The 24,948-nt window shown below is 49.5% G+C and carries 25 protein-coding genes and 1 pseudogene; 15 read left to right on the forward strand and 11 right to left on the reverse strand.

Going from position 1 to position 24,948, the window contains the following annotated elements:
- Positions 1-107: 107 nt before the first annotated feature.
- Together IFO68_RS14125 and ald are read left to right on the forward strand one after the other, a co-directional pair.
- On the forward strand, positions 108-374 hold the full coding sequence (locus IFO68_RS14125; RefSeq protein WP_192016504.1) for a hypothetical protein: 267 nt from the start codon (positions 108-110) through the stop codon (positions 372-374).
- Between the two features lie 446 nt (positions 375-820).
- Complete coding sequence (gene ald, locus IFO68_RS14130; RefSeq protein ID WP_192016505.1) at positions 821-1,936, forward strand: alanine dehydrogenase; 1,116 nt, start codon at positions 821-823, stop codon at positions 1,934-1,936.
- Between the two features lie 341 nt (positions 1,937-2,277).
- Here ald and IFO68_RS14135 read toward each other — a convergent pair whose 3' ends face one another.
- Together IFO68_RS14135 and IFO68_RS14140 are read right to left on the reverse strand one after the other, a co-directional pair.
- Positions 2,278-2,925: a murein L,D-transpeptidase catalytic domain family protein gene (locus tag IFO68_RS14135; protein WP_192016506.1), complete on the reverse strand. Its 648-nt coding sequence runs from the start codon at positions 2,923-2,925 to the stop codon at positions 2,278-2,280.
- A 468-nt stretch (positions 2,926-3,393) separates the two neighbouring features.
- Positions 3,394-5,706: pseudogene (locus tag IFO68_RS14140) on the reverse strand (chitinase C-terminal domain-containing protein); the annotation flags it as partial.
- 406 nt (positions 5,707-6,112) lie between these two features.
- Between IFO68_RS14140 and IFO68_RS14145 the strand changes: the two are divergent.
- The 6 genes from IFO68_RS14145 (at position 6,113) to cyoE (ending at position 12,126) form a co-directional block, all read left to right on the forward strand.
- Positions 6,113-6,871 (forward strand): sulfite exporter TauE/SafE family protein, encoded by a 759-nt coding sequence (locus IFO68_RS14145; protein ID WP_027252409.1) that lies wholly within the window; start codon positions 6,113-6,115, stop codon positions 6,869-6,871.
- A 535-nt stretch (positions 6,872-7,406) separates the two neighbouring features.
- On the forward strand, positions 7,407-8,306 hold the full coding sequence (gene cyoA / locus IFO68_RS14150; RefSeq protein ID WP_192016508.1) for a ubiquinol oxidase subunit II: 900 nt from the start codon (positions 7,407-7,409) through the stop codon (positions 8,304-8,306).
- Between the two features lie 8 nt (positions 8,307-8,314).
- Complete coding sequence (gene cyoB, locus IFO68_RS14155) at positions 8,315-10,342, forward strand: cytochrome o ubiquinol oxidase subunit I (protein ID WP_192016509.1); 2,028 nt, start codon at positions 8,315-8,317, stop codon at positions 10,340-10,342.
- Entirely contained in the window at positions 10,332-10,937 is a 606-nt protein-coding gene (gene cyoC, locus IFO68_RS14160; protein WP_237028868.1) for a cytochrome o ubiquinol oxidase subunit III, read from the forward strand. Before cyoB ends, cyoC begins: the two co-directional genes overlap by 11 nt.
- On the forward strand, positions 10,937-11,248 hold the full coding sequence (cyoD, locus tag IFO68_RS14165; RefSeq protein WP_120510650.1) for a cytochrome o ubiquinol oxidase subunit IV: 312 nt from the start codon (positions 10,937-10,939) through the stop codon (positions 11,246-11,248). The genes cyoC and cyoD overlap by 1 nt, the downstream gene beginning before the upstream one ends.
- Positions 11,249-11,262: 14 nt before the next feature.
- Entirely contained in the window at positions 11,263-12,126 is an 864-nt protein-coding gene (gene cyoE / locus IFO68_RS14170) for a heme o synthase (RefSeq protein ID WP_192016511.1), read from the forward strand.
- A gap of 247 nt (positions 12,127-12,373) precedes the next feature.
- On the opposite strand, the gene IFO68_RS14175 is transcribed toward cyoE, so the two are convergent.
- Together IFO68_RS14175 and IFO68_RS14180 are read right to left on the reverse strand one after the other, a co-directional pair.
- The gene (locus IFO68_RS14175; RefSeq protein WP_192016512.1) at positions 12,374-13,564 is read right to left on the reverse strand and encodes a class I SAM-dependent methyltransferase; all 1,191 of its coding nucleotides are present in this window, start codon (positions 13,562-13,564) and stop codon (positions 12,374-12,376) included.
- Between the two features lie 212 nt (positions 13,565-13,776).
- Positions 13,777-15,177 (reverse strand): methyl-accepting chemotaxis protein, encoded by a 1,401-nt coding sequence (locus tag IFO68_RS14180; RefSeq protein ID WP_192016513.1) that lies wholly within the window; start codon positions 15,175-15,177, stop codon positions 13,777-13,779.
- Positions 15,178-15,262: 85 nt separating this feature from the next.
- Between IFO68_RS14180 and yccX the strand changes: the two genes are divergently transcribed.
- Positions 15,263-15,535, forward strand: coding sequence for an acylphosphatase (gene yccX, locus IFO68_RS14185; RefSeq protein WP_192016514.1), 273 nt, complete (start codon positions 15,263-15,265; stop codon positions 15,533-15,535).
- Between the two features lie 28 nt (positions 15,536-15,563).
- Here the strand turns inward: yccX and IFO68_RS14190 are convergent, their stop codons facing one another.
- From IFO68_RS14190 to flgA, 7 genes are all read right to left on the reverse strand, one after another.
- Positions 15,564-15,893 carry a TusE/DsrC/DsvC family sulfur relay protein gene (locus IFO68_RS14190; RefSeq protein ID WP_192016515.1) on the reverse strand — a complete coding sequence of 110 codons (330 nt, stop codon included), beginning with the start codon at positions 15,891-15,893 and terminating at the stop codon, positions 15,564-15,566.
- 162 nt (positions 15,894-16,055) lie between these two features.
- Positions 16,056-16,718: a Bax inhibitor-1/YccA family protein gene (locus IFO68_RS14195; protein ID WP_192016516.1), complete on the reverse strand. Its 663-nt coding sequence runs from the start codon at positions 16,716-16,718 to the stop codon at positions 16,056-16,058.
- A gap of 216 nt (positions 16,719-16,934) precedes the next feature.
- Positions 16,935-18,131, reverse strand: coding sequence for an amino acid ABC transporter substrate-binding protein (locus tag IFO68_RS14200; RefSeq protein WP_225445237.1), 1,197 nt, complete (start codon positions 18,129-18,131; stop codon positions 16,935-16,937).
- 113 nt (positions 18,132-18,244) lie between these two features.
- A complete protein-coding gene (locus IFO68_RS14205) occupies positions 18,245-19,018 on the reverse strand; it encodes a lytic transglycosylase domain-containing protein (protein ID WP_192016517.1) in 774 nt (257 codons plus the stop codon).
- A gap of 1 nt (position 19,019) precedes the next feature.
- Positions 19,020-19,451: a flagellar export chaperone FlgN gene (gene flgN / locus IFO68_RS14210; protein WP_192016518.1), complete on the reverse strand. Its 432-nt coding sequence runs from the start codon at positions 19,449-19,451 to the stop codon at positions 19,020-19,022.
- Positions 19,452-19,459: 8 nt separating this feature from the next.
- The gene (gene flgM, locus IFO68_RS14215) at positions 19,460-19,741 is read right to left on the reverse strand and encodes a flagellar biosynthesis anti-sigma factor FlgM (RefSeq protein WP_192016519.1); all 282 of its coding nucleotides are present in this window, start codon (positions 19,739-19,741) and stop codon (positions 19,460-19,462) included.
- An 80-nt stretch (positions 19,742-19,821) separates the two neighbouring features.
- Positions 19,822-20,511 (reverse strand): flagellar basal body P-ring formation chaperone FlgA, encoded by a 690-nt coding sequence (flgA, locus tag IFO68_RS14220; RefSeq protein ID WP_192016520.1) that lies wholly within the window; start codon positions 20,509-20,511, stop codon positions 19,822-19,824.
- 187 nt (positions 20,512-20,698) lie between these two features.
- Here flgA and flgB point away from each other — a divergent pair, with 187 nt between their 5' ends.
- The 6 genes from flgB to flgG are packed head-to-tail and all read left to right on the forward strand — an operon-like array spanning position 20,699 to position 24,934.
- Positions 20,699-21,058, forward strand: coding sequence for a flagellar basal body rod protein FlgB (gene flgB / locus IFO68_RS14225; protein ID WP_027252394.1), 360 nt, complete (start codon positions 20,699-20,701; stop codon positions 21,056-21,058).
- A 5-nt stretch (positions 21,059-21,063) separates the two neighbouring features.
- Positions 21,064-21,501, forward strand: coding sequence for a flagellar basal body rod protein FlgC (flgC, locus tag IFO68_RS14230; protein WP_192016521.1), 438 nt, complete (start codon positions 21,064-21,066; stop codon positions 21,499-21,501).
- Complete coding sequence (gene flgD / locus IFO68_RS14235; RefSeq protein ID WP_192016522.1) at positions 21,498-22,175, forward strand: flagellar hook assembly protein FlgD; 678 nt, start codon at positions 21,498-21,500, stop codon at positions 22,173-22,175. The genes flgC and flgD overlap by 4 nt, the downstream gene beginning before the upstream one ends.
- 26 nt (positions 22,176-22,201) lie before the next feature.
- A complete protein-coding gene (flgE, locus tag IFO68_RS14240) occupies positions 22,202-23,389 on the forward strand; it encodes a flagellar hook protein FlgE (RefSeq protein ID WP_192016523.1) in 1,188 nt (395 codons plus the stop codon).
- 10 nt (positions 23,390-23,399) lie between these two features.
- The gene (gene flgF, locus IFO68_RS14245; protein WP_192016524.1) at positions 23,400-24,131 is read left to right on the forward strand and encodes a flagellar basal-body rod protein FlgF; all 732 of its coding nucleotides are present in this window, start codon (positions 23,400-23,402) and stop codon (positions 24,129-24,131) included.
- 17 nt (positions 24,132-24,148) lie between these two features.
- On the forward strand, positions 24,149-24,934 hold the full coding sequence (gene flgG, locus IFO68_RS14250; protein WP_192016525.1) for a flagellar basal-body rod protein FlgG: 786 nt from the start codon (positions 24,149-24,151) through the stop codon (positions 24,932-24,934).
- The last annotated feature ends 14 nt before the right edge of the window (positions 24,935-24,948 follow it).

Below are 24,948 nucleotides of genomic sequence, written 5' to 3' on the forward strand. Positions count from 1 at the left end.
AGATAAGTTATTCGGTCTCACTGCAGCAGCCGAATTAGTGTTACTTGTTCGGCTACGGTAAGATTGGGAGAAATCTTACTGATAAAGCGTTAAGAAGGGCAGGCAGTATGCAAGATGATGAGATCATGACAGGTGAAATGCTGGTTGAAACGGTTGAAAATCAACTGGCTGAAGGCAATCCGATTAAAGTAAAAGAAACGTTGATGCGCCTCGTGATGACAGGGACACCAAGGGAAGAAGCCATTGAGATGATTGCTTGTGCGTTGTCTATTGAAGTGTTTGATGTGGTGAAAAATGACGGTGAGTTTAATCTGAAACGCTATTCAGAGAATCTTGATGCCTTACCCGACATGGATTGGGAAATTGAAGACTGATATTGCACTTTCTGTCGGATTGTCCGCGCCACCTCAGGGTGGCGTTTTTATTTATCCCCGCTGAAATTCTTATCTGCAGTGATAAATCTCCCTAAACAGCGAGACTGCTGGGTAAAAACCAGCATTTTATATGGCTGAAACGAAACTGTCAGTATCTCTGCATTTATTTAGCTAATGAAGAACATCAGTAAAGTCAAAAATGCTTAAACGACCTTAATATTTAGACTTAAAGCCTGATAAATTGGCTTGAAACTAGTGTCAAGGTCTGATTATTGGTGTTTTCTTGACCTTTTGTAGTGTGATGATCGTCATAAACAGAGTGATGTGCTGCTAAATCTCTTGTGGCTGGTTTCATTTGTTGCTTTTAGGTTAAAAAACGGTGACACATTTCAAATGTATTCCATTATTGTTTTCACAACCTCTGACAAGCAGCAAGGAAACTTACAATGATTATTGGTGTACCAAAGGAAATTAAAGTTCATGAATACCGCGTAGGCATGGTGCCTGCTTCTGTCAACGAAGCGGTTGCCCATGGCCACACTGTGTATGTTGAAACGCAAGCTGGTGTAGGTATTGGTTTCAGCGATCAGGACTACATTGACGCCGGTGCAAAAATTCTGCCGACCGCCGCTGATGTGTTTGCAGAAGCTGAAATGATTGTGAAGGTTAAAGAACCTCAGGCAGTAGAGCGTGCCATGCTGCGCGAAGGTCAGATTCTGTTTACCTATCTGCACCTGGCACCGGATCCAGAGCAGACCAAAGATCTGGTGGACAGTAAAGCGGTATGTATTGCCTACGAAACCGTTACTGATGATTTCGGCCGCTTGCCTCTTCTGGCACCTATGTCTGAAGTGGCTGGTCGTATGTCGATTCAGGCGGGTGCTTTTGCGCTGGAAAAATCTCGCGGCGGCAGCGGTATGCTGCTGGCTGGTGTTCCAGGTGTTGAGCCTGCGAAAGTGGTGATTATCGGCGGTGGTGTTGTGGGTGCGAACGCCGCTCAGATGGCTGTCGGCCTGCGTGCTAATGTTGTTGTTCTGGATCGTAGCATTGATGTGCTGCGTAAACTGGATGCACAGTTTGAAGGCAAGGTTCAGTGCGTGTATTCAACCAAGGACGCGATTGAAAAGCATGTACTGGAGGCTGATCTGGTTATCGGTGGTGTGCTGGTGGCAGGCGCTGCCGCGCCTAAGCTGGTAACGGCTGAGATGGTGAAGAAGATGAAACCTGGCTCTGCCATTGTGGATGTTGCTATCGATCAGGGCGGTTGTGTTGAAACCTCTCATGCTACGACGCACAGCGAACCGACTTTCATTGTTGATGATGTTGTTCACTATTGTGTTGCCAACATGCCTGGCGCCGTTGCCCGCACTTCTACCTTTGCCCTGAATAATGTGACATTGCCATATATCCTGAAACTGGCCAACAAAGGGTATAAAGCGGCGCTGCAGGAAGACAAACACCTGCTGAACGGTTTGAACGTTTACCGCGGTCAGATTACCTGTCACGAAGTATCAACAGCCTTGGATCTGCCATTCGTCGAGGCTGATAAAGCGCTGGCCTGATAAGGCTGAACTTGACGATAGTATTTATATCCCTGCTTCGGCAGGGATTTTTTATGCTCAAGTAAAGTGAACGAAATTACGATGACTGATAGTGGATAATCTCTGGCTGTGAATCACCGGATTATTAAAGGTGAATGACAGGGTTTAAACTCTCGGAGTGAAGTCAATTAAATCTGTCCTGTGTGTCTGCAAAGCCGGTCATATAAAATGCAATAGTCAACGAAAATGAGACCATCCTAACAACTCTGAATGCCAGATTTTAATTTGATATTACTCTGACAAAACAAAAAGCCCTTATGAGAACATAAGGGCAAGAAATAAAATTAATCAGTCAGGTGACATTACGCTCGAGCGTATATGACGCTGCCACCTTTAATGGTGTCGATGATTTTCTTAGAAAGATTTGCCGGAAGAGCAGGGCAGCCCCAGCTACGGCCTAAATAACCGTGGCGTTGAATGAAATCTTCAGACGCATAGGGAGCGCCGTGAACAACAATATAACGGCGACGCGCATTGTCATTGAGGCCTTTTGTCAGTCCGTCAAGACGCAGTGAATAGCCATTGCCCCCGAAGTAGGTCGTATCTGTCAGAAAAGTACCCAACGAGGTTTGGCGCGAATTGACGATATTCGAAAAGTGCTTTGCAACCACACCGCCACTGTTGACGCCGTGTGTCACGTAAGTGTGATATAGCAGTTTATTTCGTTTCAGGTCGATAACAAAAAAACGTTTTTCAGTAGATGGCTTGCTGTAGTCAATAATAGTCAGTAATTGTTTTTTTCGTGCCTTGGTATTGTAATAAGCATTATAACCATTTTTAAATACTTCGAAGTCTAACTTTCCTTTCAAACCCGCCTGTTCATATACATATTTGACAATGACTTCAGGATTTTGAGTTTGTTGTGAAAGTGGTCCCTTAATTGTGCTTGCTGATGCATACTGTGGTAAATAACAAAACAGCAGAATGAATAGGTAGATGGCTTGTTTCATTTCCTTGTTTACACTCTTTTAATTAGTTTGTGCCAGTGACGATAGGACTCTACCATAGGATTTGAATTTTTTTAGCCCTTGCATTGAAAGGGTTAAGTTAAAATTATCCCATCATCAAAGTATTTAAATTTTATATGATTATATATTTATCAATATAAAACAGTGCATTAGAATATGAACATTGTTTAATCGAAAATTAATCTCAACATGTCAGTTTTTTTTACATTTTCAGTAAATAGCCAGGTCTGACACTATTAATCATCTGTTTTAGAAAAGAAAAATAATGAGGGCATATCAAAAACATCAAATAATCATTCATTTAACGGTTTGTTCGTATTTTGAGCTTGATATCGCATTTTAATCACAGGAAATAAATTTTGGGGTTAAAAAATGAACAATCTCAGTGCATGAAAAAGCGGGCTTGAGTGCCCGCTTTGGTAAACAACGTAATAATGACTCATGGTTTTGTTATTGAACCGTACAAACGGTATCCCAACTGCCGTCGCTGCCCGGCACTGAATTCGTCCACCATTTAGCCTGATAAACCACGCCGTTGTAGATAATCTTGTCACCGGTACCAGCGTGGCTTGGATTACCTGCCCAGTCAGTTTGCGGCCAGTTAGGGTAGGTATTCACACCTGTGGTTACACAGTCGCCATTATTGCCATCACCGCCACCATTGTCGCCGCCGCCATTGCTTAAGTCTGCAATCGGTAAGTCAGGCTGTTCGAATGCCAGTGCATAGTCAGCATTGTTGACTCGTACGCTGTAGTTCGCCGGGCCGGAAATCGGCAGGAAGTAGTTCAGGGTCAGCTCAAAGCTTTCATTGTTACCCAACTGCTTCCAGCTTGGCAGAGTGAATGCGACACGGTGGAAGTTGCCGTCCAGGCCGCCAATGTTGTCGCCTCGGGTGTGGCCAGAGGAAATGACCTGCAGATTGGCTCCTGATTGATCCGACATGTTATCCGGTGTTGAGGTTGGAATGTCGAACTGGAACTCGGTGCCGCCAGGCAGAGTCTGACCTGTTTTATTGGTTAACGTCATTGTCGGGTTGAGCGGGTAGTTCTGATCGCCCACCTTGAATCCGGTGACAGACACGTCGATATTGACAGCTTCTGTCGGGATCGCGCCTTCGGCAAGGGTATTGCCATAAGGTGTCGCAGTGGCAAACTTGTTATGAATGGCCTTGGTCATGGTGTCGCCCATGTGGTATTCACCGTTGCCTGTTTTACAGGCGTTTTCAGTAGGATCCACTGTGGTGCGGTTACCGTTGGCATCCAGGTTGTAACAGCTGTAGTCACCGGCCAGTTCCCAGAACATGATACCGCCGATACCCTGTTCAATCACATAGTCTGCCTTGGTGTTGATCGATTCTTTATCTTCGGTCGACAGGAAGACTTTTTTGTCTGCGTTCCACAGCCAGGGGGCGACAGAGACACTGTCGTAGTGGCGGGTATAGGTACCAGTCAGCGCGTCCTGAGGATCGTTAACCGGATCTAAGCCATAGGCTGCGGTATAGCTGCCGTAAACACCGTTTGCCAGGTTCATGGCATGCCACATAGGGTTAGAGCCGGCGCCCATTTCATTGCCGTTCGCGTCTTTGTCGTGCCACATATTATCGATACCGATGGCACCATAACCGCAATTACTGGTACCTGCACCGGTACCGGTTGGGCAATCGCTCTGATTAGGCAGCGCCGCTTTACCCCAAAGTCCGTTGGTTCCGCCTGTGACGCCTTGCCAGCCACGGGTGTAATAAGGCACACCAATGTTGATCCGTCCCGCAGGCATTGAGCCGCGGAAATAATGGTAAGCCCAGTCAGTATTCAGATACCCGGTTTTTTTGTACTGAGCTGTACCGTATACGTTACCGGCTTCCAGCTCAGCATCCAGGCCGCTGTCAAACAGTGATGCGTTGTGACCTACGTAGTCGTTCCATGCACCGTGCAGGTCATAGCTCATGATGTTGACATAGTCGAGGTACTTAGTGACCGACATGGTTTCCATACCGCGCAGCAGGTACCCGGATGAAGGTGCGGCAATGGTCAGCATATAGTGGTGGCCGTCTTGCGCACTGGCCTGATCCAGTTTTTCACGCAGTACTTTCATCAGTTCATGGTAAGACTTCATTAAATGAGGACGCATTGCATCAGAGTAGGCGAAGTCATCCGGGTTACCTGCACCTTGCATACTGGTGGGGTATTCGTAGTCGATGTCCAGACCGTCAAATTTGTACTGGCGCATCATAGCCACGGCAGAGTCAGCAAAAGTCTGAATTCCCTGATGATTGATACTGCCGTCTGCATTGGTTGTCATGGTATAAAAGCCGCCGTCAGCAACACGGTTGCCGTTGTCATCAAAATGACCCCCGGTTTCCGCCCATCCTCCGATGGAAATCAGTGTCTTAACACCATGCTGAGCTTTGGCTGTTGCCAGCGCCCCGAAGTGGCCTTTAAAGCCGAGTGCCGGGTCTATCTCAACGCCCGGCCATTCTTTGCCGACCGCAGGGTTGTCCGGGTTATTGACATTACCGATGTTTACTTTGCCGTCAGAGCCGATACTGACGAAGGCGTAGTTAATATGAGTCAGGCTGTCCCAGGGAATATCATTGACCAAGTAGCTGCTTTGCGGGTCGTTACCGCTGCGCCAGCTGGTGAAGTAGCCGATAACGCGGCGCGGGTGGTCTACGCCCATTTTTTCGCGGCCATCCTGATCGTACACAGTACAATAAGGCACAGTCACACCCGGTGTTTGATACAAGCCGTCCGGGCGGCAGTTAGCGGCTGCCTGGGCCTGAAAGCTCAGCATACAGGCTGCGCTGAGAGTCGCGAGAGCGAAGCCCTGTTTAGCACGCTTGCGCTTCATATTTAGCTTTAGCATTAATGGTTCCTCAGTGAAAAAAATCAAACGATAAAATAAGTAACAGGCTTATGTTTAGCCGTAAAATTACTATAGGTTTTCCACCGGAACTCCGAGGTTTTTTGTTAAAATATTGATCTAATATCACATTAATAAAGTGATTATCTGTAACATTTTCGTCATTATTTTGCGTTGACAACCAAATGGTGTGCTTAATTGTGTTTATGAAATAAATCGGTTAATCAATAGATTAGTACACTACCACCTGTACACCTGTGCAGCCTATAGAGTATAAAGTGGGGCTTTGGAATTACTTTCAGGATCAGAAATGGATATCACCTTATTCCACGCCGCATTGCTCATCGGTACAGGGTTTCTTGCCGGCATCATCAATACCCTGGCTGGCGGTGGCTCAAATTTAACTTTGCCTGCCTTGATGGTGATGGGCATGCCAGCAGAAGTGGCGAATGCGACCAACCGGCTGGGTGTTGTTTTACAGGCCGTGACCGCAGTGCTGGGCTTTAAACGGCATGGAAAATTAGAGTTAAGTGATACCGGCCCCATTATGATACCCACATTGATCGGTGGTCTGGTTGGTGCCGGGGCTGCGGCTTACGCGCCGTCTGAGTGGATCAAGCCCTTACTGCTGGGCACCATGCTGCTGATGGCGTTCATCATTTTGGTCAAGCCTGCCGTGGTGGCACCTGAGCCCGGCAGCCTGGCGAGAAAAGTGGCAGATACGCCCAGCTCCTGGTGGGGATTAGGGCTGGCTGGCTTTTATGGCGGTTTTGTTCAGGCGGGAGTGGGGTTTGTGTTGCTGGCGGCACTGGCGGGTACCTTACGCTATGACCTGGTACGGGCGAATGCATTAAAAATGCTATGCACCCTGATGTTTACTGTGGTTGCCCTTGGCCTGTTTATTTACGAAGGTCTGGTGCTCTGGATGCCGGGTCTGATCCTGGCGGCCGGAACTATCGTTGGCACCCATCTGGCGGTGAAGTTTGCCATTAAAGCGACAGCAAAAACATTGAAGTGGTTTTTGTTTTTAATGACATTGTGCGGTTGTATTGCTGCGATGCTGAACTAAGTTGTGGAAAATAATTAAATCATTGCTGTAATTTTGTTAATTTAATTAACATTAATTGTGTGTTATTTTTTGCCTAAATAAAGCTTGTACTGTTCTTCTGTTATTGTTCGAACAGCTAACAAATTATATTTGCTATTCTTAATGAAAGCTCGCTATTAGCCATGTAAATAATATGGTTAATGGCGGGCTTTTTGTCTTTATGGTCACAATTTGGTCATGATTCCAAATGCTAGATCTAAAGTTTCATTTTTAGTGAGTGTTAACTTAACAGCGAAAGTGGCAAAATATTTCAGTTGTAACAAAATGTGAGGGGGTGTAACCGTAAGTGAAATCAAGTGAATATGTGTGAACTGTTTGGTGAATCAGTTAGCGCTTGTACGAGCACAAAAGTGATTCACTATTGTTAATAGGGACATATAACAACTTGATTTTACGTAAAAGAAAATGATTCAGATCAAAATAATAACTCATGTAGTCATTAAAAAGTGCTACTAGCTGTTGGTGACGACTTTTGCCCAAAAAGCTGAGAGAGAACATGAAAACCTCAAGATATAAGAACATCTTGTCGGGTGGGTTTGTATTTTTTATAAGCCTCTTCCTTTCAGGATGTCAATTTGCGCTGCTTGATCCCAAGGGACAAATTGGTGCTGCAGAAAAAGATTTGATAATCACATCAGTGCTACTGATGTTGGTTGTCGTTATTCCCGTTATTCTGATGACCTTCTATTTTTCATTTAAATATCGTGAATCGAATACGGGTGAAAAGTATACACCTGAGTGGGCTCATTCAACCAAAATAGAACTGGTTGTCTGGACTGTGCCAATTATTATCATCGCCATTTTGGGCACTATTACCTGGCAGTCTACTCACGCGCTGGATCCAAGAAAGCCAATCGAAAGTTCAGTAAAACCAATGACGATTGAAGTGGTTTCGCTGGATTGGAAATGGCTGTTTATCTATCCGGATCAGCACATTGCAACGATCAACGAAGTGGCCTTCCCGAAAGATGTGCCGGTTGAGTTTCGTGTGACGTCCAACAGCGTGATGAACTCCTTCTTCATTCCACAGCTGGGCAGCCAGATTTACGCCATGGCAGGCATGCTGACCAAGGTCAATCTGATTGCTGATGAAGCGGGTGTTTACGATGGTATTTCAGCGAGCTACAGCGGCCACGGTTTCTCTGGCATGAAGTTCAAAGCACTGGCGATGCCAGACCAGGCAAGTTTTGATGAGTGGGTGCAGAAAGCTCAGGCATCAAGCGACAAGCTGGTCACGCTGAAGGACTTCGAGACCATTGCGGAGCCAAGTGAGAATGCACCAGTGAGTTATTACTCCAATGTGCCTTCAAGCATGCTCACAACCATACTGAATCAATTCGAAGGCTCGTTGATGTGCACAATCACGCCATCAAATTCCACTGAGCAAACATTCTAGGACATATTATGTTTGGACGATTAACACTGGACGCCATACCGTTCCATGAGCCAATTCTCATGATAACGATGGCGATCATCATGCTAGGCGGCGCGGCTCTGGTAGGCGGTATTACCTACCTGGGTAAATGGCGTTACCTCTGGACAGAGTGGTTCACTACTGTCGATCACAAAAAAATCGGTGTGATGTATATCATCGTCGCCTTTGTCATGATGATGCGCGGTTTTGCCGATGCCATCATGATGCGTAGTCAGCAAGTGCTGTCTGCCGCGGGTGAAACCGGCTATCTTCCGCCTCATCACTACGATCAGATTTTCTCTGCGCATGGCGTAATCATGATTTTCTTCATGGCGATGCCTTTCATCATTGGTTTGATGAACATTATTATCCCGTTGCAGATCGGTGCGCGTGACGTTGCTTTCCCGTTCCTGAACTCCCTGAGCTTCTGGTTGTTCGTGGTGGGTGTAGTGCTGATCAACCTGTCGCTGTTTGTCGGTGAGTTCGCGCAAACAGGCTGGCTGGCTTATCCGCCGCTGTCGGGCAAGGAATACAGTCCCGGGGTAGGGGTAGACTACTGGATATGGGCACTCCAGATATCCGGTATCGGTACCACGTTATCAGGCGTTAACTTCTTTACGACGATCATGCGCCTGCGTACACCGTCAATGCCACTGATGAAAATGCCTGTTTTTACCTGGGCTTCACTGTGTGCCAACGTACTGATCATTATTTCGTTCCCGATTCTGACAGTGACCATTGCACTGCTGACGCTGGACCGTTACCTGGGTACGCACTTCTTCACCAATGACATGGGCGGCGACATGATGATGTACGTCAACCTGATTTGGGCCTGGGGTCACCCTGAAGTCTACATTCTGGTGCTGCCGGTATTCGGTGTGTTCTCAGAAGTGGTCGCGACTTTCTCGCGTAAGAAACTGTTTGGCTACACCTCGCTGGTGTGGGCGACGGTTGTGATCACCATTCTGGCCTTCGTGGTCTGGCTGCACCACTTCTTCACTATGGGTGCCGGCGCGAACGTGAATGCCTTCTTCGGTATCGCCACTATGGTTATCTCCATACCAACCGGTGTGAAGATCTTCAACTGGCTGTTCACTATGTACCGTGGCCGCATTAAGTTCACGACCCCTATGCTGTGGACTGTCGGTTTCATGATCACCTTTACCATAGGTGGTATGACGGGTGTGCTGCTTGCGGTACCGGCTGCGAACTTTGTCCTGCATAACAGTCTGTTCCTGATTGCACACTTCCATAACGTGATTATCGGCGGTGTGGTATTTGGCTGCTTTGCCGGCTTTGCGTACTGGTTCCCGAAAGCCACCGGCTACATGCTGGATGAGAAATGGGGTAAACGTGCCTTCTGGTTCTGGATTACCGGTTTCTTCGTGGCCTTTATGCCGCTCTATATTCTGGGCTTCATGGGTATGACCCGTCGTCTGAGTCAGCACATTGAACCTCAGTACTTCCCGATGCTGGCGATTGCCGCCTTCGGAGCAGTGCTGATTCTGTGCGGCATTATGTGCCAGATCATGCAGCTGTACGTGACTTTCCGTGACCGTGAAGCACTGCGTGATGTGACCGGCGACCCCTGGGATGGCCGTACCCTGGAATGGGCAACATCGTCTCCACCGCCGTTCTACAACTTTGCCCATTTGCCTGAAGGCAATGAGCTGGATGCACACTGGTATCAGAAAGAACGTGGTGAAACCCATCAGTCGAGTGATTATCAACCCATCCACATGCCGAAAAATACCGGTGCAGGTGTGATTATTTCAGCGTACGCACTGGTGTTCGGCTTCGGCCTGATCTGGTACATCTGGTGGCTGGTCGCTATCGGTGTGGTCGGCATGATAGGCACTTGGATCAAGCACAGCTTCAACGAAGACGTGGATTACTACGTGACGGTTGAAGAAGTGACAGCGATCGAAGAAGCACATAAAGCCCGCATTGCAGGCGCAAGCGCTAAACCTGCCACCAATAACGACGAAGATGAGATGGAGGTCGAATATGCAAACTAATGCTCTCGATCATCACGAGCACGACGAACACCATCACAACATAGGTGAAACCAAGCTGCTGGGCTTCTGGATTTACCTGATGAGCGACTGCATTCTGTTCGCGACGCTGTTTGCTACTTACGCCGTATTGTTTACCAATACGGCAGGCGGTCCGAGTGGAAAAGACATCTTCGAGCTGCCGTTTGTGTTTACCGAAACTATGATGCTGCTGTTCAGTAGTATCACCTTTGGCTTCGGTATGATTGCCATGAAACGCAAAGACATTGGTGGTCTGAAGCGTTGGATGTACGTAACCTTTCTGCTGGGCTTAGGCTTTGTGGCGATGGAAGTGTATGAGTTCCACCACCTGATTGAAGAGGGCTTTGGCCCGGATCGCAGCGCGTTCCTGTCTTCCTTCTTTACCCTGGTGGCGACTCACGGTCTGCACGTTACTGCCGGTCTGATCTGGATGGTGGTGTGCATGATTCAGCTCAATACCAAAGGCCTGAACGAGATGATGGAAACCCGTTTCCAGTGTCTGAGCCTGTTCTGGCACTTCCTGGATATCGTGTGGATCTGCGTGTTTACCATAGTCTACCTGTTGGGAGTATTGTAATGGCGAATCAACCGCATCAAACCGGTTACGGTGATTACATCAAAGGATTCATTGCGTCATTAATCCTGACCATTATTCCTTTCTACTTTGCGGCGACCAAAAGTCTGCCTACCACAACCACCGTCATGATCCTGGTGGCCTGTGCTGTGGTTCAGCTGGTGGTCCATTTGGTGTATTTCCTGCATCTGGATCGCTCAGAGAAAGGCATGTGGAACTCAATGTCCTTTGTGTTTACGGCGGTTATCGTCCTGATTCTGATTGCGGGTTCAGTCTGGATCATGGTCAATCTGCACGAAAACATGCTGCTGTAATTCGGATGACGATAATGATCAAAGGATACATCTCCATTACCAAACCTGGGATCATCATCGGTAACCTCATCTCTGTGCTGGCCGGATATTTTCTGGCCGCTAAGACGGAGGGGCTGAACGGGCCCCTCCTTATTTACACATTGCTGGGTGTTGCTCTTGTGATCGCCTCCGGTTGCGTGATCAACAATATTTTTGACCGGGATATTGATCAGAAGATGTCCCGTACCCAAAGTCGTTTACTGGCGAAAGGAGCAATGAATGCAGACGCCGCTTTTGTGTACGCGGTTGTGTTGCTGCTGTCAGGTACAGCTGTGCTGTATCAGAAAGCTAATCCGCTTTCAGCGGTCGTTGTGCTGCTGGGGTTTGTTTTTTACGTCTTTTTTTACACCATGTGGTACAAGCGACATTCGGTCTACGGCACGTTAGTGGGTAGTGTGTCAGGCGCTGTGCCGCCTCTGGTAGGGTATCTGGCGGTGACCAACTACATCAGCCTGGAAGCCATGCTGTTGTTTGCGATGTTCTGCCTGTGGCAAATGCCGCACTCATACGCGATTGCTATGTTCCGCATGCAGGATTACAAAAATGCTGAGATCCCTGTATTACCTGTGGTTGAAGGCATTCATAAAGCCCGCCGTCATATGATGGCTTATGTGGCTGCGTTTACTGTTGTTGCACTGGCAATGTTTGCTTTAGGTTTCAGCGGTTATGAATATTTACTGGTGACGTCGGGTGTGTGCCTGTGGTGGTGCATCGTCACTTTCCGTCCTCTGAGCGAGGACAGCTATGTACAGTGGTCAAAATCAGTATTTAAGACATCACTGTTTGTGGTAACCGGAATCAGCTGTGTGCTGGGCCTGGAATTGATTCCGTTAATATGACGGCAGGCGGTTTATCACAATTTACCGATTCAACACTCTCTTAGCTAACAACTTACATTAGCTGCTTTTGTTCCGGTTTGGGTTTTTCCTGCCTCGATACTATCTCCATCGAGTCAGAGAAAAACCTTTTTTTCTTTTCATTCATAAAAAACCGAGCGATTATCGCCCGGTCTTGTCTGTCATTTCCTGCAACTGACTTTGTTGCTTATTCAATACGGCTTGTGCAACGTCGCTTATTTAGTCCGGTTTACTTCACGTAGCAGGCAAAACCTTTGAGGTAGAAACCTTCCGGATACGCTGAATCGAGCGGGTGATCTGCCGCCTGGCTGAATCGCTCAATAAATTGCACTTCACGTTTGGCATCCAGCGCCGCATCAGCAACTATTTTCTGGAACAGGTTGCTGTCCATCAAACCAGAACAGGAATAGGTCAGCAGTGTGCCGCCCGGTTTCAGGATTTGCATTGCCAGCATGTTGATGTCTTTATAACCCCGGCAGGCGCCCACCAGCTGTGCTTTGGATTCAGCAAATTTAGGTGGGTCCATGATCACCACATCAAACAGCTCACCACGTTCGCGGTACTCGCGCAGCAGTTTAAACACATCGGCATTAACGAAGTCAGCGTTTTCCGTTGGCAGACCGTTGATCTCGGCATTGAGTCTGGCGGTATCCAGCGCCGGTTGCGAGACATCAACGTTGATGACTTTGTCGGCACCGCCTTTGAGCGCATACAAGCCGAAACCGCCGGTATAGCAGAAGCAGTTCAGCACCCGTTTGCCTTTCACGTACTTGATGGCAGCCTGGCGGCTGTCGCGCTGATCCAGATAGAAGCCGGTTTTGTGGCCGCCAACGATATCAACATGAATCTTGATGCCGTTTTCTTCAATGGTGACAATTGCCGGTGGAGTCTCGCCATGCAACACGCCGGTGCGAGGCTTCAGGCCTTCTTTTTTACGTACTGATACATCAGAGCGCTCATAGATGCTGCACTCTGGGTAGCAGGTTTTGAGTGCTTCAATCAAATTGTCTTTCTGTGCTTCTGCGCCAGCACTGAGCAACTGACACACCAGGAAATCCTGGTATCGGTCGATAGTAATACCCGGTAGTCCGTCTGACTCAGCAGCGATCAGGCGATAACCTGTCAGCCCGTCACGTTCAGCCAGAATGTCCCGCAGTCCCTGAGCGGCGTTCAGACGCTTGATAAAGAACGCGGTATCAATAGTATCGTTTTGCTCAAAGGACCAGACACGAACACGGATCTGAGACTGGGGAGAATAGGCACCACGGGCTAGCCATTCACCTTTGTGATCAAACACATCAACGGTGTCGCCCAATTCAGGTTTCCCTTCAACACGTTGAATACCACGTGAAAAAACCCAAGGATGGCGGCGGCGCAGTGATTTATCGCGACCTTTCACCAAATAGATAGAAGCTGTCATGTTAGGACCAGAAGCTGTAAAGAATGGAGGCGTATTATCTTGTTCAGTGTGAGGAAAATCAACCGCAAGTCAGGGCATTTCAGGAATAGTGAAGTTCCCCCCTTTAAAGGGGAGGAACCAAGAGGCGTTCAGATACCCTCCCCTTATGAAGGGGAGGGTAGGGGTAATACCGTGATTGCGGTGAGTGTTGAAATCGTCGGGGCAGCCCTGAATCAGGCTTTCACGCCATTCATCAGCATTTCCAGTTGCTGCGCCTGTTGATTCAAGCGCTCTATATCACTGGCCGTGTGGGCAATAACTTGCTTGACCTGGCGCGATTGCTCCCGCACCTGCTCAACGCTGCTGGCAATTCCGTCTGCGACCGAACCTTGTTGCTCCGCGGCAGCCGCAATTTCCGTGCTGCGATCTGAGATATGCTGATTTCGCTCCGATATCTGGGTGATTTGCTGGTCAACCGAGCCCATCAGGGTTTCACTCTCACCGGCGTTGGTGACTGTGCTCTGCATTACGGCCATCAGGGTCTGACTGTTTTTTTGCAGCGATTCAATCATCTGCTGGATTTCGACGGTCGCGGTTTGTGTCCGGCCCGCCAGCGTGCGCACTTCATCCGCGACCACGGCAAATCCGCGCCCTTGCTCGCCAGCGCGGGCCGCTTCAATGGCGGCGTTCAATGCCAGCAGGTTAGTTTGCTCTGAAATGGCATTGATGGTGGTGACCACTGCGTCAATTTTTGCGGCATTACTGTCGAGTGCATTAACGGCTTCAGCGGCCTGATGAATTTCGCGAGTCAGCTGATTGATGGCCTGCTTTGTATTGCTGACCTGGATGCGACCCTGTTCAGTCACGTCCTGGGCTTCCTGGGTCTGCGCTGAGGTGTCGTGCGCATGGGTGGCAACTTCACGAATTGAAGAGGCCATCTCTTCTGTGGCACTCGCCAGCGAGTCCAGATGAGCTTGTTGGTCGGCTGAGAGGTTTTCAGTTTGCATCGAGCGCTGACGAAGCTCGCTGCTGATTTGCTGCATCAGTGCGGTGGCTTCCTGTGTGGCCAGCACCAGTTGCTGTTCACGATCAGCCACTTTGTCGATAGTGATGGCAATGGTGCTGAACTCATCCCGGACTTTAAAAAAGTTCAGGCGCTGCGTCAGGTCGCCATCAGCCAGGGTCGACAGTGCTTTGTGCGTAGTGAACATCGCACCACCAATAAAGGTCATGATGTAGTACACCATGGCACAGGCCATGAATACCACAAAGAGACCCAATCCAATCTGAAACCCTGTGAGGTAGTCAAATAAGCCCGATGACTCAGTGGAAATCAGGCTGTAATTCATTCCCGCCACCGATACTGCATCGATCCCACGTCCAATGGTGAGATCTGAACCGCTTAGCAAGCGTGCCGCATCAGCCTGAGAAACGTTGAGTTCGGACAGCAACTTAGCGGAAGCCTGTAATTTTTGAGCGATAAGTGATTGATACTGCTTTTCCCCAGCATCAGCTAAAATTGCACTTACAGTGATCATTCCGATAAGCGGCAATAAGAACAAGAGGTAGAACTTCTCCTGCAGCCTGAGGTGAATGAGATATTTATCAATCCATCGAAATGCAACTTCTTTCATTTTTTCATCCTGAATATAGGGGTGGTGTGGCGTAAGTGAATACTAATATTTTATCTTTTAAATAGGACTAATCTTGAGGTGATATATGTCACAAATTTGCGTCTTGGTCAGAGTCTCTGGCCATGTTCAGGGGGTGGGGTTTCGTTTTCATACAGCGCATGAAGGGTTGAAAATCGGTGTAAGCGGCTATGCGAAGAATTTACCCGACGGCAGCGTCGAAGTATTGGCGTGCGGTAAAGCCGAAAAAGTTGAACAATTGGTAGACTGGCTGGCCAGTGGTCCCCGCACATCTCGGGTGGACAGTGTAAGCCGGGATGATCTTGAATGGCGTGCGATTGACGGATTTGAAATTATTTAGCCGAAGCAACGTTGCCCCGGCCATAGGATCACAAACATTTTGTCGGTTTAGGTAAACCCGCCAGTTTGGTGGCTTGTTTAGCCGGCCCTTTGGGAAAGAGTTTGAATAGGTACTTGGAACTGCCTTTTTCTTCACCGTATTTTTTTGCCATTGCCTTCACCAGCATGCGGATAGCGGGCGAGGTATTGAATTCCAAATAGAATTCACGAACAAAAGTCACTACTTCCCAGTGGGCGTCAGTGAGCTCAACGCCTTCATCTTTCGCCAGTAGGGGCACCATTTCCGGTGTCCAGTCGCTGACATTCTTTAAATATCCCTGGGCGTCGGTGTCGATAACATTTCCGTCAAATTCAAGCATGGTCGGTCTCACAGTTATTAGCCCGGCAAGGATAGTGATATCGCACGTCCTTCGCAAGTGTTCTGCGCACTATTGCCTCTTAACTGAAGACCATTTACCGCATCGCAGAAAAACAAAAAGCGCCCCGTAGGGCGCTTCTGGCATTGTCAGTGATAGACGAGATTAATCGTCGCTGCCCATGATGCCCAGAATTTGCAGCAGGCTCAGGAACAGGTTGTAAATAGACACATACAAAGTCACGGTTGCAGAGATATAGTTTGTCTCACCGCCGCGAACAATCGACTGCGTAGTCAGCAGGATTGCCGCAGAAGAGAAGAGCACAAACATTCCGCTGATCACCAGAGACAGCATTGGCATTTGCAGGAAGATGTTTGCAATCACGGCAACCACGATAGCAATAAAGCCGGCCAGCAGCATGCCGTTCAGGAACGACAGGTCGCGTTTAGTAGTCAGTGCATAAGCAGAACAGGCCATGAAGGTCAGTGCAGTACCGCCCAGTGCCGGCATGATCACATGTCCCATACCTGCGCCAATATACATGTTCAGGATTGGGCCAAGGGTGTAACCCATGAAACCAGTGAGCAGGAAGGTAAAGACCAGCCCCAGGCTGCTGTCACGGTTCTTTTCTGTCAGGAACAGCAAACCGTAAAAGCCAACCAGGGTGATGATGATGCCAGGATGTGGCAGGTTCATTGCCATTGAAACACCGGCTACCACGGCTGACCACAGTAAGGTCAGGGATAACAGGAAATAAGTGTTACGCAGAACCTTGTTCGTTGACAGTACGCCTTCGTAGCCATTACTACGGACAATACGATCGTTCATAAATGCTTCCCCTTAGGGTTAGTGTTGAAATCTACTATGCCATATATGGCGGCAACGCCGGCAAGTTTCAATAGTAAGTCATTGAAAATTTGAACCGAAATTGAAAAAATCGTCGAAACTATTGGCTTAAATATACTGGAGACAGTGCCAATACCTATGATCAAAGATGTAACAGTGTGTAAATTTGACGGTTTGGCCCGTCTGATTCAGGCAAGACTAACGTATCGGGGGCGCATAATGCAAACCTCCCTGTGTCCAGAGACTGTTTTGTGCCCGCTGTATATGAAGCGGAGACTGGATGCCGACTGTGCGATCAAAGCTTTCGCCGTAATTACCCACTTGTTTGATGATTTGATACGCCCAGTCCGGATTAAGGCCCAGGCTTTTCCCCTGTGGGCCGTCTAAGCCAAGAAACCGGCGTATTTCAGGAATATTGCTGCTTTTCATCTCATCAATATTTTGCGAGCTGATCCCCAGCTCCTCGGCATTGATCATGGCATTCAGTGTCCATTTCACTATGTTGTACCATTGGTCGTCTCCCTGACGAACCACAGGTCCCAGCGGTTCTTTGGAAATGATATCCGGTAAAATAATCGCGTCTTCGGCATTTTTCAGATTCAGCCTTAAGCCGTAAAGGCCGGACTGATCCGCGGTCAGCACATCGCAACGGCCTTCTTCAAAGCCCATGATGGTTTCCTGCGCAGTATCGAAGGGAACCAGAGTGTACATCAGATTATTGAGCTTGAAATAGTCCTCGAGGTTCAGCTCGGTGGTGGTACCAGACTGAACGCAAATGGTGGCGCCGGACAAATCTGCCGCTCTGTTGGCATTGAGGGATTTTTTCACCATAAAGCCCTGGCCATCGAAATACAGGATACCGGCAAAATGCAGTTCAAGCGCCGTGTCGCGCTGCAAGGTCCAGGTGGTGTTGCGTGACAGTATGTCTATTTCGCCTTTCTGCAGTGCCGCAAAGCGCTCTCGGGCATTGAGAGGGATAAATTTGACTTTGCTTTTATCACCCAGTGCTGCGGCGGCGACAGCCTGGCAGAACTCTACATCCAGGCCATACCATTCGCCTTTCTGATTGGGTATGGAGAATCCGGGCAACCCGGTACTGACCCCGCATTCGAGATAACCTTTTTCTGTTATACGTTGTAAGGTCGGGGAAAAGCTGATTTTTTTGCTCAGCCGGCCCCTGAGTGTATTGACTTCTTTTTCAAGCTCTTCAACACGTTGCGAATCCTGACTCAGGAGGCTTTGTACCGGCTGTTCTTCCAGCTGCTGTTCGAGCATCTCGACTTTGTTTTCCAGCGCTTTGACTAACGCTTTGTCTTGTGCGTTATCGCGATCGCACCCTGAGATCATCAGCAGGCATAGGGCTCCCAGCAGACAAGCCTGAATCGTGTCCGTCATAACGTGTCCTTCTGCTTCATCGGTCTGTCGGTGAGAACCGACAGGTAATGATAATTAATAGAAATATCAATCTTCAGTATAGGAACCGTTCACGGATGTGCGAGTATCAATATTTATAAAGGGATCAGTGGTTTGACAGGCGACATATTAATGACCTCCCGTTTAGCAAACAGATCAGTCAGTATCCGGGTTTCCATATCGGTGGGCGGGCGGCTGACGGTCAGCCTCAGAAGAGGGTCTTTTGAGCTTGCCTGTCGGGTCAGTGCGTCCAGATCCACAACCGAAAGCAGCGCATGAAATTTGTGCACATAGTCGCGGGTTTCCTTCGGTAACGAGAGCGCCGTGAACCGGCGGCTGTTGGCTTTTTTTATGGCCCGGCCGACCCTGCCTTCACCGGCATTGTAGGCGGCCAGTGTCAGCGCAAGGTCCTGATCGAACTTGTTGTACAGAAATGACAGGTAAGCGACGGCGGCCTGAGTGCTCTTTTTAACATCAAAGCGTTCGTCGTTATCTGCCTGTACCTGTAATCCGAACCGCTCGGCGGTGGCCGGTATCAGCTGCCACAGGCCGGCTGCATTGGCTGACGAGATCGCATCCACTCTGAACGTGGATTCAATCATGGGCAGTAACGCCAGGTTGGCCGGGAGCTGTTTACTACGCAGTACCTGCTCAATATTTAGCAGTGTTTCTTTATTGCGCAGCAGGTGTCGCTGAATCAGCTGGCGGTGGGGCAGTAACTTGTCGACCTGAGCCTGTAACGCATCGGCACTGAGAGAAAAAGACGAAGAAGCCGGGTTGGCTAATGCGAAACCCGGCAGGATGATCAGTGTGAACCAACAACAGAAACCGGCCCAAAAGCAGGAGCCGGTTTTGCGGGCAATCGTCATATCAGCTCTGCATCAACGCCGTGCCATAGGCAGGTTCGCCTTTAATCTGCATCAGCAACTCACCGTAAGAGGCGGACAGATTGCCGTTTACCTGATTGGCTTTCTGGCAGGACTGGATGTGATTCTCCAGTTGCTGCCAGCTCTGGCGAACCTGAGTATTCAGGGGTGACGGCAGTTTTTTCATCAGTATTGTCATACCTTGCTTATCGGCAGACAGCCCGAGCTGTTGTAATAACTGCCTGCGCTGCGAGGCGCTGTGCTGAAGCTGAGCAAGCAAATGTTCCTGCTTTTTTACCAGTTCGGATAACGTCGTACCGTTAAACTGCAGATAACTGGCTTGCTGCCTTAACAGCAGTTGTCCGAGCTGCTGGTAAGCCTGAAGGTCGTGGCGGATCCCTTGAATCAGTGCTTTCACTATCTGCTGCTTGCTCATGTCTGGCCTCATTCGTGTCCGGTGTGGAATTCCAGAATCGCGCTGGACAGGGTATCAATGTCGAGTTTGAGATCGCCTTTTGCCAGTGCCTGCTTTACCGCATTCACTTTTTCCATATCGATGTCTGGTAAGTCGGCCAGTTTTTCCTGCGCCTGTGAAATGATCTGGTTGCTGACGCTGATCACTGGCTCCAGGCCTTTTGCCTTACCTGCGGTTTCCACTTGTGCCGGGCTGGACGGACGCTGTGTTGACGACGCCACTTGAGAATTAATTACTTTGTCAATTTTCATGAATTTATCCTGCTCGCTTTTTCTACCGCTTGAATTTAAGTATCTGCTAAAGAGGAAAAGCGACCGCTTCCGGGCGGAAATTAAAAAATAGTTTCAACTTTTCCACGCTCAACCACTAAAGCCTGAATGACCTTTCCTGAACTGATATTGCGGACAGAAACTTGTTCACCTTTAACACCACTTTGTAAAGCTTCTCCTTTCATGCTGGCCTCCAGGCCATTTTTGCTGGCCACTATAACGACAGCGTCACCTTCCTCGACCAGCCACAGTGGCTGGAGCTGTAGTGGGTTGATGATCTGGCCGCTGCGGATTCGCCTCAGGGTTCGCTGGCCAATGAGCTGCTCGGGACGGGTCGCAAACGCTTCATTGCGGCTCAGAGTCAGGATCTGAGGTTTGAGCATGGTTGCCGACAGCTTGGTATCCCGCCTGATGTGTGTGGTTGAGACGATAACCGGTAACCGGATACTGACCTGCGCCGTAATGTTCAGTTTCCATGGCTGAGGGCCGGACTGGCATTCGAGCTGACGGCGCAAATAGCCCACCGGCAAGCTTTGTTGATCGGCGGCGCTGATGTACAGCGCAGTGTCACAGGCCGGCAGGTGATCCACGGAAGCCGGCACACTAATACTGATCTCAGTGTGATAGTCCGGCCATTGTTGCCTTGACGCATAGCTGGCGATTTCCTGCTCTATCTGAGCCTGAGTCCAGGCCACCAGTTCAGACTCATCCTGTTTGTTGCCGCTGTCAGCCAGGACAGCAGAAGGGATCATTAATGCCGTTGCCCACAGCGCGAGAATGTGGCCGGATTTCCTGTTTCCTGATTTCCGCTTATGTGTGAAAGGGCGGAAGTTCCGCTTCCCTTCCTCTTTGTAACCTATTGAAAAATAATACATAAAATATTGGCATGTTTCTTGTTAGTAGTCATGGTGCAAGCGTGACCGATTTAAAGGAAAAACAATGGCGATCAGTTTTGAAAATGCGCTGGGTGTCCATCCTGATGCGCTTAATTTCAGGGTACAGCGCAGCAAAGTATTGGCAAGCAACTTAGCAAATGTCGATACCCCTGGATATCTCGCCAGAGACCTGGCGTTTGAAAGCGTGATGAAAAACACAAGCTCACGAGTGGACACACCCCCACCGCAATTGGATGTGAGCGCGAAATACCGGGTGCCGTACCAGAACAGCAAAACCGGTAATACCGTTGAGCTGGGCGTGGAACAAGCCAAGTTTGCCCAGAACAACATGGATTTTCAAACCAGTCTGACCTTTATGAACATGAAGTTCAGCGGACTGGCCAAAGCAATTGAGGGTCGTTAAACACTATGGCTTTTACGGACATCTACTCAATCGCTGGTTCTGCAATGACGGCGCAAACCGTCCGTCTGAATACGGTAGCCAGTAACCTGGCTAATGCCGATGCAGTAGCCAGCAATCCTAATGATGCTTACAAAGCGCTGAAACCTGTGTTTGCTACTGTGTACAGCCAGACACAATTAACTGCCGACAAAGATGTGTACCCGAATGCGGAAGTGCGCATTGTCGATGTGGTTCAGCATGAGAGCAAAGTGGACAAGCGTTTCGAACCGAATAACCCGCTGGCGAATGATGAAGGCTATGTCTTCTATCCGGGTATCGACGTTGTGGCGGAAATGGCAGATATGATGTCCGCCACCCGCAGTTACGAGACCAATGTCGAAGTGCTGGCCAATGTGAAAAGTATGCAGCAGGGCCTGCTGCGTCTGGGGGAGGGTAGCCGATGAGCTTAGCACAATACACCGCCTTGTCCGGGGATAGCCCGGCAACCACAAGCGGCAATAACGGTGTTCAGGCAAACCGTACCAGTGATAACAGCGCCGATGCCCTGCAGAACGAGTTCCTGACCCTGATGGTGGCTCAGATCCAGAATCAGGATCCGCTCAACCCGCTCGACGGCACAGAATACGTCGGTCAGCTGGCGCAGTTCTCTCAGGTTCAGAGCACCGAGAATATGTCCAAGATGATGCAGAACAGCATGGTCTTGATGGACAACATGCAGGTACTGGCAACGGCAGGTTTAGTCGGTCAGACCGTGTATGTCAGCACCAATGAAATGACACTGGGTGAAGGCACGCAGAGCGGCAAGATTGAACTGGCGCACGCGTCTAATCAGGTCAATCTGCTGCTGGAAGATGATTATGGCCGTGTGACCAAAGTACCGCTGGGAGCGCACGGTGCCGGGGATGTGGATTTCACCATTGACCCGGAAGCGCTGGAACTGCCGGAAGGTAACTACACAGTGTCAGTGGAAGTCCAGTCCGGCCAGACAGAACCCAAGGTGCTGCTGGCTGGTCAGGTTGAACAAGTACGTGTTCCAAGTAACGGGGGCTCAGCCCTGGTCAATGTTGCCGGTGTCGGCAGCATTCCTTTCTACCAGATTAGCCAGTTCGGCAGCTGATTTTCATACAAGATAACGAGGATATTATGAGTTTTGATATCGCGCTGAGTGGCCTGGGAGCCACCAATACACAGCTCAATACCATCAGTAACAACATTGCAAACGTGTCGACCACGGGTTTTAAAGAGTCACGTACTGAGTTCTCTTCTGTTTACAACGGTATTCAGGCCGGTGGTGTGGAAGTGGCTGCCATCTCTCAGAACTTTGATAAAAATGGCACGGTGAGCGGCACGGGTCGTTCACTGGATCTGGCTATCGGTGGTAACGGCTTTTTCGTCACTAAAGATACCAGTGGTCAGGTTGTTTATACCCGCTCTGGCGTGTTCAACACAGATAAAGACAACAACATTATCAGTAACACTGGCATGAAGCTGCAAGGTTATACCGTTGACGGTAATAACAATCTGCAATCGGGCGCTGTGGGTGATCTGCAAATTAAAACGGCGTCGCTGGCTGCCAAAGCCACTGATCGTGTGGATTTCGTTGCTAACTTCGATTCTCGCGTGAACACGCCTGCGGTTGCGCCGTTCAATATGGGCGACCACGATACGTATAACTCTTCTTACACCACCAAGGTGTACGACTCGCTGGGTAATCCGCACACCATGACCCAGTATTTCGTGAAAACCGGTGCTAACGCCTGGGACATTCATGTTTCTGTTGACGGTGCTGCACCGGGTGCACCTCAGGCGGCGACATTTAATACTGACGGTACGCTGGCCACACCGGCGGCACCTTTCAATATTGCCTTTAACCCTGCCGGTGCTGACCCAATGAGTGTGGACATCGACCTGCTGGGTACTACACAGTTCGGCGCCGATTTCGGCACCAGTACCAACAACCCGAACGGTTATTCATCCGGTGAACTGACAGGCGTGCGCGTTGAAGATAACGGCATGGTATACGCCACTTACACCAATGGTCAGTCGTTGCTGCAGGGTCAGGTCATGCTGGCCGATTTTGCTAACCCGCAAGCTCTGGTCAAAGTCAGCAACACTGGCTGGCAGCAAAGCTTTGGATCGGGTGCACCGATTACCGGTCAGCCTGGCAGCGGTATTCTGGGCAGCCTGTCGCCGGGGGCGCTGGAAGGCTCTAACGTGGATCTGACCAGCGAACTGGTCAACCTGATGACAGCACAGCGTAACTATCAGGCGAACGCCAAAACCATCTCGACCACAGAGCAGCTGACCCAAGCGCTGTTCAACGCAATTTAAGGGTGAGTTGATGGATAGCTTGTTATACACAGCAACCAGTGGAGCAAGTCGGGTACTGAGCGCACAGCAGGTGCGCTCGAACAACCTGTCGAATGCCGATACCACAGGTTTTCGTGCCGACATGGAAAGAGCAAAGAGTTATGCCATTCAGGGACGTGGTTTTGACGGCAGCACTATGGTGGTAACGAACTCGGCCTCGACCCGTTTTGATGCTGGTGACATGGTGAAAACCGGTCGCAAGCTGGATATCGCCATTAATGGTGATGGTTTTCTGACAGTACAAAGCCCGGATGGCGGTGAGTCTTACACCCGTGCCGGTAACCTGAAAATTGATCAGCAGGGCAACCTGACAGTCAACGGTTTCCCTGTAATGGCAGAAGGCGAACCTATCGTTATTCCGCCTAACCAGAGCATTGAAATCAGTGAAACCGGCATGGTGACTGTCATTCCGCCGGGTGGTGGTGCGGAACTGGAAGTCGGCCAGCTAAAACTGGTTAACCCGAATATTGCCGATGTTCAGAAAATGAATGATGGCTTGCTTCAAGCCCGTGACGGTAATGATTTCGCTGCGGATGCCACAGTGCGTCTGGCACCTGAACACCTGGAAGGCAGTAACGTTTCCGCGATTGAAGAACTGGTCAGCGTCATGTCGCTGACGCGTAATTTCGAAATGCAGGTGCGGATGATGAAAACCGCAGAAAAACTCGCTCAGGCTGGTAACCGTCTGCTGCGTAACGGCTAATAAAAAGGAGAGATCACATGCATTCTGCATTATGGGTCAGCAAAACGGGTATGGCGGCGCAAGACACCAAGATGACCGCCATCTCGAACAACCTGGCAAACGTTAACACAGTAGGTTTTAAACGCGACCGCGTTGTTTTTGAAGACCTCTTCTACACCATTCAGCGTCAGCCGGGTGCGCCGGTCGACCAGGTTAATGAACTGCCGACAGGTGTGCAGTTGGGTAGCGGTGTGCGAGTTGTCGGCACACAGAAAGTCTTTACCCAGGGTAACACGCAAAACACCAGCCAGGACTTGGATATAGCCATCATGGGTGGTGGCTTCTTCCAGATTGAAAACTCTGACGGTGAAGTCATGTACAGCCGCAACGGCCAGTTTCATGTCAACTCGGAAGGGCTGATTGTCAATACTCAGGGTCTGCCGCTGATTCCTCAAATTGAGATCCCGAATGCGGCCACCCGAATCAGTATCGGTGTAGACGGCACAGTCGCGGCGCAGGTTGCCGGTGATCCGCAGCCGCAGGAACTGGGTCAGATCACTCTGGCGCAATTCGCAAACCCGGCCGGTCTGGAAGCGCTGGGCGGCAACCTGTATCGCGAGACAGAAGCCAGCGGCCAGCCGGATGAACTGGTACCGGGTCTGGACGGGGCGGGCAGCATCAAACAAGGTGCGCTGGAAGGCTCTAACGTGCAGGTGGTGGAAGAGATGGTCGATATGATCACCACGCAACGTGCGTACGAAATGAACGCCAAAGTCGTCTCAGCTGCGGATGACATGCTGAAGTTTGTCGCGCAGTCAGTTTAATGCTTACACCGAAA

The sequence above is a fragment of the Photobacterium arenosum genome (assembly GCF_014841115.1).
GTDB lineage: Bacteria > Pseudomonadota > Gammaproteobacteria > Enterobacterales > Vibrionaceae > Photobacterium > Photobacterium arenosum.

Coding starts and splice junctions, on each gene's coding strand:
- flgC (WP_192016521.1), top strand. CDS start 21,064: ATGGCTTTTACGGACATCTACTCAATCGCTGGTTCTGCAATGACGGCG.
- IFO68_RS14200 (WP_225445237.1), bottom strand. CDS start 18,131: ATGACGGACACGATTCAGGCTTGTCTGCTGGGAGCCCTATGCCTGCTG.
- flgG (WP_192016525.1), top strand. CDS start 24,149: ATGCATTCTGCATTATGGGTCAGCAAAACGGGTATGGCGGCGCAAGAC.
- cyoA (WP_192016508.1), top strand. CDS start 7,407: ATGAAAACCTCAAGATATAAGAACATCTTGTCGGGTGGGTTTGTATTT.
- yccX (WP_192016514.1), top strand. CDS start 15,263: ATGTCACAAATTTGCGTCTTGGTCAGAGTCTCTGGCCATGTTCAGGGG.
- flgF (WP_192016524.1), top strand. CDS start 23,400: ATGGATAGCTTGTTATACACAGCAACCAGTGGAGCAAGTCGGGTACTG.
- IFO68_RS14180 (WP_192016513.1), bottom strand. CDS start 15,177: ATGAAAGAAGTTGCATTTCGATGGATTGATAAATATCTCATTCACCTC.
- IFO68_RS14135 (WP_192016506.1), bottom strand. CDS start 2,925: ATGAAACAAGCCATCTACCTATTCATTCTGCTGTTTTGTTATTTACCA.
- cyoB (WP_192016509.1), top strand. CDS start 8,315: ATGTTTGGACGATTAACACTGGACGCCATACCGTTCCATGAGCCAATT.
- ald (WP_192016505.1), top strand. CDS start 821: ATGATTATTGGTGTACCAAAGGAAATTAAAGTTCATGAATACCGCGTA.
- flgD (WP_192016522.1), top strand. CDS start 21,498: ATGAGCTTAGCACAATACACCGCCTTGTCCGGGGATAGCCCGGCAACC.
- flgE (WP_192016523.1), top strand. CDS start 22,202: ATGAGTTTTGATATCGCGCTGAGTGGCCTGGGAGCCACCAATACACAG.
- cyoE (WP_192016511.1), top strand. CDS start 11,263: ATGATCAAAGGATACATCTCCATTACCAAACCTGGGATCATCATCGGT.
- IFO68_RS14125 (WP_192016504.1), top strand. CDS start 108: ATGCAAGATGATGAGATCATGACAGGTGAAATGCTGGTTGAAACGGTT.
- IFO68_RS14190 (WP_192016515.1), bottom strand. CDS start 15,893: ATGCTTGAATTTGACGGAAATGTTATCGACACCGACGCCCAGGGATAT.
- flgN (WP_192016518.1), bottom strand. CDS start 19,451: ATGAGCAAGCAGCAGATAGTGAAAGCACTGATTCAAGGGATCCGCCAC.
- cyoC (WP_237028868.1), top strand. CDS start 10,332: ATGCAAACTAATGCTCTCGATCATCACGAGCACGACGAACACCATCAC.
- IFO68_RS14195 (WP_192016516.1), bottom strand. CDS start 16,718: ATGAACGATCGTATTGTCCGTAGTAATGGCTACGAAGGCGTACTGTCA.
- IFO68_RS14205 (WP_192016517.1), bottom strand. CDS start 19,018: ATGACGATTGCCCGCAAAACCGGCTCCTGCTTTTGGGCCGGTTTCTGT.
- flgB (WP_027252394.1), top strand. CDS start 20,699: ATGGCGATCAGTTTTGAAAATGCGCTGGGTGTCCATCCTGATGCGCTT.
- IFO68_RS14175 (WP_192016512.1), bottom strand. CDS start 13,564: ATGACAGCTTCTATCTATTTGGTGAAAGGTCGCGATAAATCACTGCGC.
- flgM (WP_192016519.1), bottom strand. CDS start 19,741: ATGAAAATTGACAAAGTAATTAATTCTCAAGTGGCGTCGTCAACACAG.
- cyoD (WP_120510650.1), top strand. CDS start 10,937: ATGGCGAATCAACCGCATCAAACCGGTTACGGTGATTACATCAAAGGA.
- IFO68_RS14145 (WP_027252409.1), top strand. CDS start 6,113: ATGGATATCACCTTATTCCACGCCGCATTGCTCATCGGTACAGGGTTT.
- flgA (WP_192016520.1), bottom strand. CDS start 20,511: ATGATCCCTTCTGCTGTCCTGGCTGACAGCGGCAACAAACAGGATGAG.